The following is a 16,552-nucleotide window of genomic DNA, read 5'->3' as shown; positions in this document are numbered from 1 at the left end:
GCCATGAATACGGAATGGATTGCAGTCGATTGGGGAACCTCGCATCTGCGGGCTTGGGCGATGCAGGGTGATGCGGTGCTGGATCAGGCGCAGTCGGTCAAAGGCATGGCGCGGGTGGACAAAGGCGGGTTCCAAGCCGCGCTGTTCGAACTGATCGAAGGCTGGTTGGGCACGGCGCCGCTTGAAGTGATCGCCTGCGGAATGGTGGGCGCGCGGCAGGGCTGGGTCGAAGCCCCCTATTCCGCCGTTCCGTGTGAGCCAACGTCGGTTGCGCCGTTTCGTGTTCCCGGCACCGACCCCCGCATTCGCGCCTTCGTGGTGCCCGGTCTGAAACAAACCGCACCACCCGATATCATGCGCGGCGAAGAAACCCAGATCGCCGGATTTCTGGCCTCGCGCCAGAACTGGGACGGGGTGATTTGCCTGCCTGGGACCCATACGAAATGGGTGCAGATCAGCGCCGGAGAGGTTGTCAGCTTTCGCACCTTCATGACGGGCGAAATGTTCGATCTGCTGGGTGGGCAATCGGTGCTAAAACACTCGATCGGCGAGGGCTGGGATGATGCCGCCTTTGCCGAGGCCACTGCCGATGCGATGTCGAAACCTGAACAACTGGCGGCGCGCCTGTTTGGCCTGCGGGCCGCTGATCTGCTGCAAGGGCAGGATGGCGGCGTTATCCGGGCACGGCTGTCAGGTTATCTGATCGGCGCGGAATTGGCGGCCACCCGCCCCTATTGGTTGGGTCAGCAATTGGCAATCATCGGGGCCGAGAGCCTGTCGGAAGTTTATGCCAAGGCGCTACAACAACAGGGCGCGTTTTTAGAAACCGCCAACAGCACAAAATGTACCCTGGCCGGTCTGCAACAGGCCCGCAACCTCACGAGGCAAACCGCATGAGCCGACCCATCATCGCCATTTTGCGCGGACTAGCCCCCTCGGACGCAACGGACGTTGGACGGGCGCTGATCGACGCTGGCATCGACAAGATCGAAGTGCCGCTGAATTCACCCGATCCGCTGGCCTCGATCGCCGTTCTGGCCAATGAGTTCAGTGATCGTGCTTTGATCGGGGCAGGCACGGTTTTGACGTCCCAGCAGGTCGACATGGTATCAGAGGTCGGCGGTCGTCTGATTGTGTCACCGAATTGCGACCCCGAGGTGATCTCGCACACACATCGGCTGGGGCTGGAAAGCTGGCCGGGTATTTTTACCCCGACCGAAGCTTTCGCCGCGCTCCAAGCTGGGGCATCAGGGTTGAAACTGTTCCCCGGAGCGCTGGCAGGACCAACAGGGTTGGCGGCCTTACGTGCGGTGCTGCCAGAAGGCACAAAGGTTTATGCCGTCGGCGGGGCAGGCCCCGAGAATTTCGACCTGTGGATCAAGGCCAGCGCTGATGGGTTCGGCATCGGATCGGCGCTGTTCAAACCCGGCATGACCGCCTCGGAAGTCGCAGAGCGGGCGACCCAAATCGTCACCGCCTACGACAAGGCCGCTGGATGAGCATCGTCTACGACAACCGCGCCTGTGAACTGGGCGAAGGGCCGTTGTGGCACCCGGAACGGCAACAGCTGTTCTGGTTTGACATCCTGTGCAAACGTCTGATGACACGGGACGGCGAAGCGCCGCGCAATTGGCAGTTCGACGAACATGTCTCGGCCGCGGGCTGGGTAGACCGGGATAGGCTGTTGATAGCCTCTGAAACGGGCCTGTGGCGGTTCAACCTGCAAGACGACCAGAAAGACCTGATCGCTCCACTTGAGGCGGACAATCCGGTCACGCGCTCAAATGACGGGCGCGCGGATCCTTGGGGTGGGTTCTGGATAGGGACGATGGGTAAAACCGCCGAACCCGGTGCAGGCGCGATTTATCGGTATTGGCGGGGGGAACTTAGGCAACTGGTGGACGATGTCACGATCTCGAACGCGATCTGCTTCGCCCCGGACCGGTCTTGCGCCTATTACACGGACACGGCCACCAAGCAGGTCATGCAATGGCCGCTGAATTCCGAAACCGGCTGGCCCAAGGGCGACAGCACGGTATTCCTGGATCTACGCGTCGACGGTTTGAACCCCGACGGCGCCGTGGTTGATGCGAAAGGCAACCTCTGGATCGCGCAATGGGGTGCAAGCCGTGTTGCAGCCTATACACCGTCAGGACAGTTCCTGACGGCCATCCCATTTGATGCCACCAATGTGTCATGCCCCGCATTTGGCGGCAACGACTTGACCACACTCTACTGCACCACTGCCCGCGAGGGACTGGACAAGGACACGCTTGCTGCACACCCTACCAACGGTATGACCTTTGCCGCCCCCGGCGCGGGTACTGGGCAGGCCGAACACAGAGTCATTCTATGAAGCCTGAACTTGGTGTTTGCTACTATCCCGAACACTGGCCCGAAGAAATGTGGGCCACGGACGCCGCGCAGATGGTCGAAACCGGCTTGAGCTGGGTGCGGATCGGTGAGTTTGCCTGGAGCCGGATGGAGCCAACTCCGGGTGATCTGCAATTCGACTGGTTGGACCGAGCGATTGAGGTGCTGGGGGCTGTGGGCCTTAAGGTTGTTCTGGGCACGCCGACAGCAACGCCGCCCCGATGGATGCTTGAGAAACACCCTGACATGCTGGCGGTGGATGCTCAGGGGCAGCCGCGCAAATTCGGTTCACGCAGGCACTATTGCTTTAGTCATCAGGGATATATCGCCGAATGCGCCCGCATTGTCCGGCTCATGGGCGAACGGTATGGGCGCAACCCGCATGTCGCCGCCTGGCAGATCGACAACGAATACGGCTGCCATGACACGACCGTCAGCTACAGCCAGCCTGCCTTGCGAGAGTTTCAGCGGTGGCTGGCCGATCAATATGGCACGGTCGACGCTCTGAACGCCGCCTGGGGCAATGTGTTCTGGTCGATGGAATACGCAGGTTTCGATCAGATCGACCTGCCCAATCTGACTGTGACCGAACCCAACCCAGCGCATGTTCTGGCCTTCCGCCGGTTCAGCTCGGATCAGGTGGTGATGTTCAACAAAGCGCAGGTTGATGCATTGCGGCCACTGACTGACGCGCCGCTGCTGCATAATTATATGGGTCGGGTTCTGGATTTCGATCATTTCAAAGTCGGTGCGGATCTGGATATCGCCACATGGGACAGCTATCCGATTGGGTTTCTCTCAGACCGGCTTGAGGCGGACGAGGCCCATAAAGCCGCGTTCCTGCAACAGGGCGATCCGGATATGCAGGCCTTTCATCACGACCTTTATCGCGCCGTTGGGCGCGGGCGCTGGTGGGTGATGGAACAACAACCAGGCCCGGTGAACTGGGCTCCTTATAACCCTGCCCCCCTGCCCGGCATGGTGCGCCTGTGGTCGCTTGAGGCGGTGGCGCATGGGGCCGAAGTGGTCAGCTATTTTCGCTGGCGGCAGGCTCCGTTCGCGCAGGAACAAATGCACGCTGGCCTTTTGACGCCGAACAACAAACCCGCCCCGGCTATGGCCGAGGCTCGTCAAACCGCAGTTGATCTGGCCGAGCTTGGCGCGCTGACGCAAACGCAGGCGGACGTGGCGATTGTGTTCGATTATGCCTCGGACTGGGCCTGGGCGACACAACCGCAAGGGGCCGGGTTCAACTATTTCCGGCTGGTTTTTTCAGCCTATCGCGCGCTGCGGCGGGCTGGGCTTTCGGTGGACTTCATTACGGCCTCGGAAACGCCCAAGACCGGCTACAAACTGATCCTCGCCCCCGGTCTGGCCACGCTGGATGACGATCTGGAAACCCGCCTGACAGAGGGTTGTGATCTGGCCATCCTTGGCCCCCGTACAGGCGCGATCACTCGCGATTTCCAAATCCCAACCTCAGGCCGCCCGGGCCTGTCCGGGCTGGATTGCGAAGTTGATCTTGTGGAAACCCTGCCCCCTAACGTGAAGCGTGATGTTAACGGAGGTGGCGCGGCGCAACACTGGGTTGACCGCCTCTCCGGAGATGCCCCAGACCTTTTGACCTTTGTTGATGGCACATCTGCCCTAAAAGGCGAAAACGGTCTTTGGTACCTTGCGGGTTTCCCGGATGAGGCTCTTTGGGACAGGGTCATCTCGATGGCCGCCCAAACGGTCGACATGACCTTGCATGCAATGCCCGAGGGCCTGCGCCGACGGGAAACCGAGCAGTATATATTTCTGATCAACTACACCGCCGCACCCGTCCTTTGGAACGGGCACGAAATCGCAGCGTGTGACGTCGTCATCCTACCAAATGGTCCACCCGCACAGGGGTAATGCTCAGGCGTTTAAAAATTTCTCGACAAACTCGGCCCGTGCTTTGGCATACCACGGAGCTTCGGCCAGCCACGGGTTGAGGCTAGCCAACGCGTCGCCCGGATAGGCCTCGGCAAAGTTCTTTCTGAACTCATCGCCCGCGAAATCCTCGGCGCCTAGTACGGCTGTGTTATATCCGTTCACTGCAGCGGCAGCTCCGGCTGGCTCAGGTCGGTACAAATAGTTGATGAACGCATAGACCTGTTCGATGTTTTCCGCACCGACCGGCATTGCAAGACCATCCACCCACGCCATCGCTCCTTCGATCGGAGCCTGATAATTCACCGGTTCCCCTGCTGATTTCAAAGCCAGCGGCGGCCCGTCCCATGTTTGCCCCACAACCACGCCGCCATTCAGCAAGCCGTATTTCTGAGTTTCAGCATCGTTCCAAATCAGCTTGATCCGATCCCTGCGTTCAATGCACCAGTCCGTGATCTGGTCCCAGACCCTGCGCATGGTGTCTTCGTCGTCATAGGCATCCCAAACGGACTCGGGCTCCATCTCACCCAAGCGTTCCAAATACAGACCCGCACACAGCATCATAGAATGCGCACGACCCATGGTCATACCGGCATTTTCTTCCGCCCAGACATCCCCATAGGATGGAGCGTCGCCTTCGGGCGACCACAGATCGGTACGGTAGGCTATGCCCTCAGTCCCCCAGATATGCGGCAGCCAGTGCGCTCCGCTTTTGTTGAAATTCCAAGCGTCGGTCCCAATTCTAACCATGGAAGGGTTAACCGCGTCCAGGTTCACCTTATCCAGATCAAACGGTTGCAGCAGGTCCAGCGGCGCCCATTGCAAAGACCGCATGTTGGTAGGCGCGACAAGGTCAAACCCCTGGCCATTCGACGCAGTCATCATGTTGAGGATTTCTTCGTTCGATCCGATCCCGATATGATTGACCCTGATCCCCGTTTCCGCTTCGAACCCTTCCAGGAACACAGGCGGCAGGTAATCCGACCACATCACCACGTTGATCTCACCCGAAGAAGCCAGCGCGCTTTTGCTGTAGTGCGGAGCCGCCAAAACAGCCGCGCCCGCGCCTTTCAGCATCGAGCGTCTGGAAAGAGTTTTCCGTTCAGCCATTTTGATTCTCCTGCTATTGAGTTGTTTTGCAGCCTTCTACTTGCTGCCAACAGGAATGTGGACTGGCAAGATCACGTGTCCCGCCAGATTGAAACCCCATAGGGTGGGATTTCAGTGCCCCCAACCAAATAGGCATGTGGTTCGTCAGTCGGTAATGACAACCCATCTGCCCCGAAATTGAAGGCAAATTTCAATCCTCCGCGACGTGTGATCCGCAGGTCCGGTCCGCACTCCGTGACGGGAAGGCCCGCCCAGCTTAACGCGTCCGTAAGTATGGCATGCAGCAATTGGCCGCGTGGGATCATTGCCAGATAGATCGCTCGGTCCGAGCGTACAATCGCCGGGCTGCCATCCCGGTATGCGCTGCTAAACTCTGCCGTTACCGTTCCGCTGGTGTCGATGATTTCCCGCCAACCGGTGAAGTCATACGTTGTTCCGTCCTGCAAGCGCACCGATTCCTGCGCCAGTTCTGGTAGCGATTCCACCCGCAAGACCGTCACACCGGTAAGCTCAGCCAACGCTCCGGGCGCAAGGTTGTGCGGTGTGTGCATGTCGGGTGTCTTGCTGCCCGCGCGCGCGCCGATCAGCAGTTTCGCCCCACTGTCCCGCAGTTTGATGGCCAGATCGTATGGAACGATCATGCTTTGCGGGACAACAATCAGGGCATACCCGTTCAGCTCATCTTGTGGCCCCACAAAATCCAGATCGACCCCAAGCGCGCGCAGCCCGGCATACCATTCGCGGATGATCTGAGCATTTGGGAAGGCATCGTCATGCGGCAGGATATCCGCCGCCCAGATGGATTCGTAATCCAGAATTATGGCCACCTGCGCCCGCTCACGTACCACGGCGGGCAACAAGTCGCGCTCCGCCGCAACCTGCGCCAATTCCACGGCGGCCTGATCCGGGCTGCCGTCCGAACGCAACAATGCTGTGTGATACTGTTCCTGCGCAAATTTAGCCTGTCGCCAGCGAAAAAACATCACCGCCTGCGCGCCATGCGCATAGGCTGCCCAGGTCCACAGTCGCACCATCCCGTCCGCGGGTGAGGGGTTTTTCTCGGCCCAGTCCACCGGGCCGGGTTGCTGCTCCAACACCCACATGCGCCCCTTGCCTTGAGAGCGATACAGATCGCAGTGAAACCCCTGATAATCCGGCGCGCCGGTCCGCAAATAGCGGTGCTTTTCGTCGTCAGACAGGGTCGAGCCCAACAGATTTCCTAAGGGGTAACTGTCGAAGCCAACAATATCCAGATCGGCGGCAACGGCATGGTGATCGAACTCAAAACTGCCCGCCATGAAATTATGGGTGATGTCCCGGTCCGGCGCGTACTGACGCAGCACATCCACCTGCGCGCGGTTGAACAACCGCACCCGGTCCGAAGAGTATCGCGCAAAATCAAGCGCGTGGGTTGGGTTGGGGCTGGCCACCAGCCCGTTCGGCAATTCGATCTGACCAAAGCTGGAATAGACCGAGCCCCAGAACACGGTCCCCCAAGTTTCATTCAGTATCGCGATCGACCCGTACCTATCCGCCAGCCACCGCTGGAATCCGACCCGCGCAGCATCCGAATAGCTAAGCACCGTGTCGTGATCGTTATACTCATTGTCGATCTGCCAGGCATGAACATAGGGGTTCTGGCCATAACGACGGGCATATTCGGTGGCAATCCGGCGGGCTTCGGCCAGATAGAAATCGCTGGAAAAGCAATAGTGCCGCCGCGATCCAAACCCTCGCACGCGCCCGTCCGGCCCAACTGGCAGAATCTCGGGGTGTTCGTCGATCAGCCATTTCGGCGGGGCGGCGGTGGGCGTGGACATCATCACGCGCAGGCCTGCCTCGCCCAGAATGTCGATCACCTCATCCAGCCAATCCCAGTGGAAAACGCCGCGCTCCGGTTCAATCAGGCCCCAAGTGAATTCGGCGATGCGCACCCAATCCAGTCCCATCTCGACCATTCGCTGCGCGTCTTCACGCCAGAGCGACCGGTCCCATTGTTCGGGGTAATAGCAAACCCCAAGTTCCAACCTGCTCATCGATCTTCCCTTGCCGTACGGCGTTCGATCCATTTGAGGAAGCTGGCGCAGCCCAACGTGATCACCACATAGAGGATTGCAGCTGTGTTAAACGGCGCAAAGGGCAGAAAACTGGCCGCCTGAAATTCGCGCATCCGCTGGGTCATATCGCGGACTGACAGGATCGACAGCAGTGAGGTATCCTTGATCATCGCAATGAACTCATTACCCAAGGGCGGCGTGACGATGCGCAGCGCCTGCGGCAGGATGATCAGCCGCGCAGTTTGCCAGCGCGAAAGACCCAGCGAGCCACCAGCCTCGATCTGACCCCGTGGGATGGCCTCGATCCCGGATCGAAAAATCTCGGCCATGTAAGCGGAATAGCCGACCGAGATCGCGATGATCCCGCGGGTCATATTGGTCATATCGATACCGCCACCCGTGGCATCCTTGACCGCCCCCGCCAGAGGCAGGCCGATATAGAGGATGATCACTAGCATCGGAATGCCACGGATCGTGTCCACGAAGAACTCGGCCCCTACGGCCAGCGGATGCAGCTTGTGCTGCGCGCCGCCCACCGTCAGCGTCAGCAACAGAAAGCCAAACACGGCAAAAGCCAGCGCTGGGTTGCGGTACTGATCCGGCAGAAATTGCGTCTGCCAGATCACCGGATAGCCCTTGGTGTTGGCACCGACCGGGACAAAGGCGCCCGACACGCTGTCGACGGTTTCGATCTGTTCCACCGCGCTGGCAGCGTTTGGGGCGCTACGGATGCGGTATTGCTGGTCTTCGCCCCCGTCGAATTCGCCAAACCTGATGATGTCGGCCTGCGCCTGCGGGGTGCCGCGCACAATGGCGATGCGCGCATCCAGCGTACCTATCAGTTCGTATTTGACCTGTGGCTGCATGAAGAAAAACGCCGATACACCCAGCAAAGTCAGGCTGATGCAGCCATAGACAACAGTCGTGCGCGCCTTGGGTTTGAACGATTGCAGCCCGACCCAGATCAACCCCAGAATGGCGGCGAAGATATAAGCAAAAATGGCGGCGCGAAACGTGATAGCCACTCCGGTTGCAAATTGCCAATGGGCCATAAACATCAGATAGAACAGCGCGGCCCCGGTCAGGATTTCAAACCCAAGCTGAGCAAGTCCCTGCGCCCTGACGGGCAACCGGCCCGACAGCAAAATACCAGCAACCACAAACGCATAGATTAGCAGTAACACCTGAAGACCTGTCTGAACCTGATCAACAACGTCTGGAAAAAGTACCCAAGTCTGCGCGGAGCGGTCGATCAAGGTCGAAGTATTTTCGCTGAGCGCATGAAAGAAGACGGACTCGGCAAATGGCATCAGCACCTGCGGCGCGACGAAAACCAAGACCGCCAGCGCCAACGCTGCGGGCAAGGCCGCCCATGCCGAGATACGCACCCAACTCGGCGCCGTTTGAAACCGCGCGTTTCGGGCGCAGAGATATCCCAGAATGGCCACCGCAAGAACCAGCAGGAACCCGACAAAAATCGGGCCGGCATTATTCCCGATCCCGAGAATTGCGATCAAAGAGCGCAGGTATTTTGAAGAGGTAGCGAACAGGTAGATAATGAACGGGGCCGCGGCGAGCAGAACAAGATTGCTCGGGCGGATCGAGCTTAGACGCTTCATGGAACCTCACTGCAAACAGGCGGCCCGGTTGCCATCGGCACCGGGCCGTTTCGGATCGGACAGGTTTATTCGGTGCCCCAGTATTTGCCGACCAACTTGTCCAGCGTGCCGTCGGCCTTGATCGCTGCCAGCCCTTCGTTGATGGCGTCGACCGTAGCGTCGCCTTCCTGAAACACGATACCCAGCGGGTCGGATTGCAGGCCGGTGATGCCCACGGTCAGCTCACCCGCGAACTCCTGCTCGTATGCGGCGGCCGAGGTGCCGTCGATGATCACACCCTGCACATCCGCATTTTGCAGTGCCAGTATCGCGGCAGAGAAGTTGTCATACAGGCTGACATTTTCGCGCCCTACTAGATCCTCGGCCAATTGCGCGTTGGTGGTACCGGTCTGCGCCGCCAGCTTCTGACCACCGGCTTTGAAATCCTCAAGCGTCATGTCCGCATTGTCGACCTGGAGCAGAATGGCCTGACTGACCACAATGTAGGGTTCTGAGAAATCCATCGTCTCTTCGCGTTCCGGCGTGATTGAGACGCCCGAGATCACCAGATCGAACTCACCCTGCTGAAGCGCGGCAAAGATGCCGTCCCATGCGGTGTTGACGAAATTCGGGACGCAATTGACCCGTTCGCAGATCGCATTCATCACATCCACATCGAAACCCACGATCTGACCGGTCGTCTCATCGACAGTCTCCATTGGCGGATAGGTGGCGTCAGTTCCGATTTTCAGAACGCGCCCGTCCAGGTCGGCAGCAAAAACTGCGGGGGCTGCTATCGCGGTCACGACCGCTGCGGCCAGTAGATTTTTAAACATCTTCAAGTCCTCCTGAGTTGATTTACGTGGTGGGCGCCTTTTGCGGCGCGGGGGTGTCAGGTTGGCGCTCGATCAGCGTGGCCCTGATCTTTTTCTGGGTCTCGGACGGGTCGCCCCCTTCCAAAGCTTTCAACATGTACTCGCCCAGAAGACGGCTGGTTTCTTCGATGGGCACATAATAGGTGCTGGGCGGGGGTACGAAATATCGGCTAAGTTGCAGGTCATCGGTGGAAATCACCACCATGTCCCGTCCAATCTGCACACCCGCAGCATGGGCTGCGGACAAAACGCCTAGCGTCATTGCCTCATTCGCGCAGATACAGGCCGTGGGTCGGTCGCTTAGCTGCATCAGTGCCTCAAAACACAACTGCCCAGTACGAGCGGTTGTGGGGCCATTGAAAATCAGCGCTGGGTCAGGCGCAAGGCCACCATTGGCCAACGCCTGTTCGTATCCGGTTTGACGTTGTGCTGCATAGATCAGTTCGGCCGGGGGGTTCACCAAGGCAATACGCCGGTGCCCCAATCCCACCAACCGCGCGGTGGCGTCAAACGCAGCCGCCTGGCTGTCGAAATCGACATAGGCATGGGCTGTCTTGCTGTCGCTCATACCCATGGTCACGAAGGGAAAACTGTGTTGCTGTAGAAAAGCGATGCGCGGATCGTCCTGCAATGTACCCGAAAAGATGACACCATCGGCCAAACCGTCCTGAACGATCCGCGCCAGAACGGCCAGGGCATCCGGCAGATCGGCCACGTTGAACACAGACATCTCATATCGCGAACCCTGCAAGGACGCCGAGATACCGGCCAGAATGCGGGTGAATTCCACCCCTTCCCATTCTTCTGCTGCGTCAGGTGACACACTGACCAGCACCGCGATACGGTAGGATTTTTTGGTGCGCAGCTTCAAACCGTCCATATTGACACGGTACCCCAGAAGGGTCGCTACAGCCTGAATCTCTTGCCGCGTTTTTTCCCGAACTGACGTAGCCCCCCGCAGCGCGTTCGAGACGGTGCCAACGGAATAGCCCGTCTCCTTGGCGATCGACTTGATCGTTGCGCGCGCCATTATCCGACCTCCAAAGACATCTGTCCCATCAGAAACTTTCGCCCCGTCCGCAAGGTCTCGGCGTGGTCGGGCGTTTCATCGTGTTCGACAAACAGATCGCTGCAGGGGCTGTCATTCAGAATGCGCAACAGCCGGGGCCAATCGACCACACCCTGCCCCAGATTGCGCCAGCGATCATCACCCTGCCCCGAAGCCGGTTCTGCATCCTTGGCGTGTACTGATACGATCCGCCCCGCGTACCGCTGCAACACCGCGGCCGGTTCCGGCACCGAGACGGCCAACCATCCTATATCGGGCTGCCAATGCAGCGTGTCATGCGCCAGGATCAGGTCCAAAGGTGTTTCTCCAACAGGGCCAACCAGATCAAAATCATGGTTGTGATAAGCCAGTCGAACCCCCTGGCCCGCCAATCGCGCCGCCCAGGCAGAGAGTTGGTCTGCTACATCCTGCCATCCCGCGACCGTGCCGGGGCGGGCCTGTGGCGCCAGCCATGGCATCACGGCAACCGGGCAGTTCAAAAGATCAAGCAGGGTCAGAATATCGTCAAACCGGGTTTCGAATTCCTCCCAATCGAAATGCGCCGACCGGACGGTCAGGCCCGACTGCGCAACCTGCAACGCCATGTGTTTAGGGGACAGATCGTGAAATCCAACTGTTTCAACATCCGCAAAACCGCAGGCGAGGATCAGATCCAACTGCGCAGCCAGACCCCCGAGCTGCCTGACGGTATAAAGCTGTGCCGCGATACGCATCTGCTTACTGAATGACTCTCGATTGAAACGTTTCAATAACGTTGAAGCAGCAACACCCCTTTTGTCAAGATTCGGCCCAAAGGGGCTGGTATTTCGCCAGAAGTGCTGACAAAACACTCTAATCCACCGATGATACCGCTAACATATAGAATGCATCGGGCCGAACTGTTAGGTGGCGGCCCAACCGGCGCAAACAGGTTTTGACCATGAATTACTCCCGCTCCGATTTCCCAAAGGATTTCCTCTTTGGCGTGGCAACCTCAGCGCACCAGATCGAACAGGAATTCGATCTGGTACACGAAGCCGGGTTTGACTGTTATCAATTTTCAATCAATTGGGCCCGCGTTCTGCCCGAAGGGCGCGGGGCGATGAACGAGACCGGGCTGGACTTTTACGATCGTCTGACGGACGCGCTGTTGGCGCGTGGCCTTCGACCGTGCGCGACACTGAATCACGGCGAATTGCCTGCAGCGCTGGCGGATCTGGGCGGATGGCGAAACCGCGCCATCGCCGATTGGTTTGCGGATTTCACCGAAATCATCATGGGGCGTGTCGGCGACCGTATGTACAGCGTTGCACCGATCAGCATCCCGGCTGGCATCGGCAGATTACACAATTTCGCTAACCAGATACTCGACACCGGAAATACCCGCGCCACCGCGCGGACAATGCACCACATGCTGTTGGCCCATGGGTGTGCCATTGAGGCGATGCGAGGGTTGGGCATGACCAATCTTGGGGTTGTGTTCGATCAAACACGCGCGGAACCGTCCAAGGACCCCGCCACCGATCTGCTTGGTGACATCCTCAATCGGTTCTGTCCGGCTGGTGTTTTCAACAAGACCTACCCTGCAATGGCGCTTGAATCGCTGGAGCGTCATCTGCCAGCAAGCTGGCAGGGCGACATGGAAACCATTGGAACTGGCGTTGATTGGTGCGGTCTGACCTTTGACACGCATTGGCCATCTGCTGTGGACCTGAGCCGTTTTCAGCACGACTACACCCAAGACAGGCCTATCTTTGTCACCGGTATGGCTGGCCGCGAAACTTCGCACGGGGATGGGTGGGGTAACGATCTTACCCAACACCTATCGGCAGTGCAGGACGCGCTGAAACAGGGTGTTCCGGTGAAGGGGGTGTTTATCCGGTCTGTGCTGGACCGGGGCAATTGGGCCCCTTACGACGCTGAACCGAAAGACTTGGTCGACACAGTCTCTAGTGCGCCAGAAAGCAAACCGAAGGTGTCGTATAACATCCTTAAACCCGTCCTGTCTGGTGACGCGGTGTCATTGCCTCTGGCTCAACCACCTGGTGCCATGCGCGCGCATTGGAACTTGGTCGCGGATATCGGCGGAACCAATACGCGCTTGGGCGTGATCGCTGACGGAAAGCTGACCGATCTGCGCAAATACCCAACCGGCACCCTGCCAGAATTGCTTGACGCCTTTCACACCCTGCGCGATGAGATCGGCACCGATCCACGCGCCGTGGTGGCCGCCGGGGCCGGGCCTGTGAAGAACGGGACGATCCGCCTGACGAATGCAAAGCTCGACTTATCCGAGTGTGATATCGGCAAGGCCACGGGCGCGCAGCATACCTTTGTCATCAACGACTTTACCGCCGCTGCTTGGTCGGTGGCCGAAATCACAGGCGATGATGTCGAGGTGTTGCAAGGCGCCGCGACCCCACCCCCTGGCACCCGGTTGGTTGTCGGTCCCGGCACAGGTCTTGGGGTTGGGGCGTTGCTCTACTCTGAAGGCCGATATCACACCGCATCTGGTGAAGGCGGCCATATCGGCCTGTCACCGCGCCATGTGGATGAGGTCGAGATTTTCAAAGCCGCCCGGCACATCGCGCCGGATTGTTTCTTTGATGAAACTTTGGTCCTTGAGGCGGAAATGTTCCTTAGCGGCACAGGTCTGCCGATCCTGTACCGTGCGGCCGGTATGGCCGCCGGACAGGCCGACACGCCAATGCGCAGCGCCAAGGACATTCTTGAAGACGCGCGCACGCAGACAGACCTGATCGCCGAAAAAACGGCGCATATGTTCACCACCCATCTGGGCGCAGTGATGGGTGATCTTGCCGTCGTGCTGATGCCTGTGGGCGGTGTGTTCCTTGTGGGCGGTGTGACCGAGAAAAACCGCTGGCTCTTCAAGGAAGCCTTCCGCGATGCGTTCAACGCGGGCGGGCGGTTTACCGATTTGCGAAGGTCAATGAGCCTGTATGTTTCGGAACAGGACGAATTTGGCATTGTTGGCGCTAACAATTTCTGTAAAAGTGCGCTCGCGCGTTAATATGGCCGCCTGATCCCACAAGACAGAAAGGACCCGGCATGATCCTGTGCTGCGGTGAAGCCCTGATCGACATGATCGCCACCCCGACCATTTCGGGCGGTGATGGCTTTGTGCCCCATTCCGGTGGCGCGGTCTTTAACACTGCCATTGCCTTGGGGCGGCTGGGGTCGCCGGTTGGACTGCTGACTGGCCTGTCTTCAGATATGTTCGGAGAGCAATTGGCCGAAGCCCTGAAGACCAGCCATGTGGATGCAAGCCATGTGATCCGATCAGATCGCCCCACGACGCTGGCCTTTGTGCAGTTGAAGGACGGGCACGCCTCTTACAGCTTTATCGACGAAAACTCGGCGGGTCGCATGCTGATGCCCGAGGATATGCCGGATCAGCTCCCCGCTATTTCGGCGCTGTATTTCGGCGGAATCAGCCTGGCGTGCGAACCCTGCGCCGACGCTTATGCCGCATTGTTGGACCGGCAAGGGGCGGATCGGGCGGTGATGATTGATCCCAATATCCGGCCCGATTTCATCAAGGATCAAACCCGGTATCGCACCCGTCTGAACCGGATGATCGCACAGGCGGATATCGTAAAGGTCTCGGACGAGGATCTGGATTGGATCATTCCCGGCCCGGAAAGCATCACTGAGAAAGTGCCGCTGTTGCTGCAAGCCGGGCCTGCCGTGGTTATTGTAACGCGTGGCGGTGACGGCGCGTCAGGCTATCTGGCGGACGGGTCCGAAACCTCAGTCCCCGTCCGACCGGTTCAGGTTGTCGATACCGTCGGTGCAGGTGACACGTTCAACGCTGGTGTGCTGGCCGAGCTGGAGCGCGGTGGGCAACTGACCAAAACCGCGCTACGCACCCTGAGTACCGAAAACCTGCGCGCCGCATTGGCCAAAGGCGCAGAGGTTGCAGCCATCACCGTTTCCCGCGCCGGGGCCAACCCTCCCTGGGCGCACGAGCTTTGAACCCCAAAGAGATCTAAATGAAACGTTCTGACATCAACACCATCAAAACCGAGGCCGATGCCTTTATCCGTTCCTTCGGTGCGGTCCTGCCCCCCTTTGCCAATTGGTCGCCTGACCAAATGCGCAGTGACAAAGCCGCAGGCATTCGCGAACGCGGGCTGGGTTGGGACATCACCGATTACGGGCAGGGTCGCTTTGATGAGCTGGGCCTGTTCCTGTTCACCTTGCGAAACGGCGATGTGGGTGATCTGAACAGCGGTCGGGGCATGCTTTATGCCGAAAAGCTGCTGGTATCGCGGGACAAACAGCTGTCGCCAATGCACCGCCACATTGTGAAAGCCGAAGACATCATAAACCGCGGCGGTGGTGATCTGGTGATGGAGATCTATGCCTCGGACCCGCAAGGCGATATCGACCGTGAAAATCCTGTTGTTGTGCCCAGCGACGGTTGCCCCGTCACAATTCGGCCCGGTGAGTTGCTTCGCCTGAAACCCGGCGAAAGCGTCACTCTGATGCCCGGCATATGGCACGCCTTCTGGGCCGAAAAAGGTGATTGCCTGATTGGCGAGGTCTCGACCGTCAATGACGACCGAACCGACAACGTGTTCGAAGACCCGATCCCGCGCTTTGCAACCATCGAAGAAGACATCGCGCCGGATTTCCTGTTGGTCGCGGATTACTACGCTTGATACGCAGTTTTCAGGCTGACCTGACCCGCAAAATGATAAGTCGCTTTTCTTAAACCGGAAAAACGCATTAACATGGGCTGCGAAACCGTGGGTGGGGGTTCCAACCCTGACCTGTTAGCGCAACAACTGTTAGGGGGCCGGTCTAATGGTCACGAAAGCCGAGCTTGAAGCGCAAGTTGCCGATCTGCGCCGCCAACTGGCCGAGCAAACTGCGACCCGTGAACAGGCACAAAGGCCGGAACCACACGATACTGTGGCCGACAAGATTGCCGAGAACATCGACAACTGGACCGGACAGCTTGAAGAAGCCCTGACCGAGTTGGAGGATCTGCCGCACAAAAGACCGATCCTGTTTGCGCTTGGCATTTTTACGCTTGGCTATCTGCTAGGCCGATCCCGGTAGGAGCCTGAACATGAGCCGCATTTCCCGCAATATCTCGATCATTCTGCGCGCCGAGCGGTTGATTGCCCAACGCCATGTTGCCGTGGCCGCACGGCGTACCAGCTTTTACGCTGCGGCGGGGCTGGCCGCGGGGCTGGCTGTCATCATGCTGAACGTGGCCGGTTTTTTCTGGTTGTCCGCAACCCTGTCCAAACCGCTGGCCGCGCTGATCATGGCTGGGGCCAACCTGTTGCTGGGTGTGATCCTGGTTCTGATGGCCAACACGCAGAACGCGCAGGCAGATACGACAGCCGCGGTCGAATTGCGCGATATGGCACTGTTAGATATCGAGACCGAGATCAAAGACACTCTGTCCGACGCACGTAACACCGTGACAGGCATCCGGCGCGACCCTCTGGGTGCCCTGACACCTGATGTTATCAGCGCCATTCTGAGTACGCTGATCAAATACGCCAAGCGTCGCAGAGACAAACCCGAGCAATAGCG

The 16,552-nt window shown here is 58.9% G+C and carries 15 protein-coding genes; 9 read left to right on the top strand and 6 right to left on the bottom strand.

The window, feature by feature from the left end:
* Window positions 1-3 precede the first annotated feature (3 nt).
* From GOX21_RS08885 to GOX21_RS08870, 4 genes are read left to right on the top strand one after another with little or no spacing between them, the layout of a single operon-like run.
* Complete coding sequence (locus GOX21_RS08885; RefSeq protein WP_170377067.1) at window positions 4-897, top strand: 2-dehydro-3-deoxygalactonokinase; 894 nt, start codon at window positions 4-6, stop codon at window positions 895-897.
* A complete protein-coding gene (locus GOX21_RS08880; RefSeq protein WP_170377065.1) occupies window positions 894-1,499 on the top strand; it encodes a 2-dehydro-3-deoxy-6-phosphogalactonate aldolase in 606 nt (201 codons plus the stop codon). The genes GOX21_RS08885 and GOX21_RS08880 overlap by 4 nt, the downstream gene beginning before the upstream one ends.
* Window positions 1,496-2,356 carry an SMP-30/gluconolactonase/LRE family protein gene (locus GOX21_RS08875; protein WP_170377063.1) on the top strand — a complete coding sequence of 287 codons (861 nt, stop codon included), beginning with the start codon at window positions 1,496-1,498 and terminating at the stop codon, window positions 2,354-2,356. The genes GOX21_RS08880 and GOX21_RS08875 overlap by 4 nt, the downstream gene beginning before the upstream one ends.
* Window positions 2,353-4,272 (top strand): beta-galactosidase, encoded by a 1,920-nt coding sequence (locus tag GOX21_RS08870; RefSeq protein ID WP_170377061.1) that lies wholly within the window; start codon window positions 2,353-2,355, stop codon window positions 4,270-4,272. Before GOX21_RS08875 ends, GOX21_RS08870 begins: the two co-directional genes overlap by 4 nt.
* Before the next feature lie 3 nt (window positions 4,273-4,275).
* Here GOX21_RS08870 and GOX21_RS08865 read toward each other — a convergent pair whose 3' ends face one another.
* From GOX21_RS08865 to GOX21_RS08840, 6 genes are all read right to left on the bottom strand, one after another.
* The gene (locus GOX21_RS08865; RefSeq protein ID WP_170377059.1) at window positions 4,276-5,400 is read right to left on the bottom strand and encodes an extracellular solute-binding protein; all 1,125 of its coding nucleotides are present in this window, start codon (window positions 5,398-5,400) and stop codon (window positions 4,276-4,278) included.
* A gap of 71 nt (window positions 5,401-5,471) precedes the next feature.
* Complete coding sequence (locus tag GOX21_RS08860; RefSeq protein ID WP_217353037.1) at window positions 5,472-7,436, bottom strand: beta-galactosidase; 1,965 nt, start codon at window positions 7,434-7,436, stop codon at window positions 5,472-5,474.
* Window positions 7,433-9,076, bottom strand: coding sequence for an amino acid ABC transporter permease (locus GOX21_RS08855; protein WP_170377056.1), 1,644 nt, complete (start codon window positions 9,074-9,076; stop codon window positions 7,433-7,435). Before GOX21_RS08855 ends, GOX21_RS08860 begins: the two co-directional genes overlap by 4 nt.
* 65 nt (window positions 9,077-9,141) lie before the next feature.
* The gene (locus GOX21_RS08850) at window positions 9,142-9,891 is read right to left on the bottom strand and encodes a basic amino acid ABC transporter substrate-binding protein (protein WP_170349916.1); all 750 of its coding nucleotides are present in this window, start codon (window positions 9,889-9,891) and stop codon (window positions 9,142-9,144) included.
* Between the two features lie 22 nt (window positions 9,892-9,913).
* Window positions 9,914-10,960: a LacI family DNA-binding transcriptional regulator gene (locus GOX21_RS08845; RefSeq protein WP_170377054.1), complete on the bottom strand. Its 1,047-nt coding sequence runs from the start codon at window positions 10,958-10,960 to the stop codon at window positions 9,914-9,916.
* Window positions 10,960-11,712, bottom strand: coding sequence for a sugar phosphate isomerase/epimerase family protein (locus GOX21_RS08840; protein ID WP_170377052.1), 753 nt, complete (start codon window positions 11,710-11,712; stop codon window positions 10,960-10,962). Before GOX21_RS08840 ends, GOX21_RS08845 begins: the two co-directional genes overlap by 1 nt.
* Window positions 11,713-11,918: 206 nt before the next feature.
* Here GOX21_RS08840 and GOX21_RS08835 point away from each other — a divergent pair, with 206 nt between their 5' ends.
* The 5 genes from GOX21_RS08835 (at window position 11,919) to GOX21_RS08815 (ending at window position 16,550) form a co-directional block, all read left to right on the top strand.
* A complete protein-coding gene (locus GOX21_RS08835; RefSeq protein WP_170377050.1) occupies window positions 11,919-14,009 on the top strand; it encodes a family 1 glycosylhydrolase in 2,091 nt (696 codons plus the stop codon).
* 38 nt (window positions 14,010-14,047) lie between these two features.
* Entirely contained in the window at window positions 14,048-14,974 is a 927-nt protein-coding gene (locus tag GOX21_RS08830; RefSeq protein WP_170377048.1) for a carbohydrate kinase family protein, read from the top strand.
* Window positions 14,975-14,991: 17 nt separating this feature from the next.
* Complete coding sequence (locus tag GOX21_RS08825) at window positions 14,992-15,663, top strand: D-lyxose/D-mannose family sugar isomerase (protein ID WP_170377046.1); 672 nt, start codon at window positions 14,992-14,994, stop codon at window positions 15,661-15,663.
* A 145-nt stretch (window positions 15,664-15,808) separates the two neighbouring features.
* Window positions 15,809-16,066: a hypothetical protein gene (locus GOX21_RS08820; protein ID WP_170377044.1), complete on the top strand. Its 258-nt coding sequence runs from the start codon at window positions 15,809-15,811 to the stop codon at window positions 16,064-16,066.
* A gap of 10 nt (window positions 16,067-16,076) precedes the next feature.
* Window positions 16,077-16,550 carry a hypothetical protein gene (locus tag GOX21_RS08815; RefSeq protein WP_170377042.1) on the top strand — a complete coding sequence of 158 codons (474 nt, stop codon included), beginning with the start codon at window positions 16,077-16,079 and terminating at the stop codon, window positions 16,548-16,550.
* Window positions 16,551-16,552: the final 2 nt, after the last annotated feature.

Source organism: Ruegeria atlantica (assembly GCF_013032005.1).
Taxonomy (GTDB): Bacteria; Pseudomonadota; Alphaproteobacteria; order Rhodobacterales; family Rhodobacteraceae; genus Ruegeria; species Ruegeria atlantica_A.
Note: the sequence above shows the minus strand (reverse complement) of the source record. Positions and strands in the feature narration are given on the sequence as shown.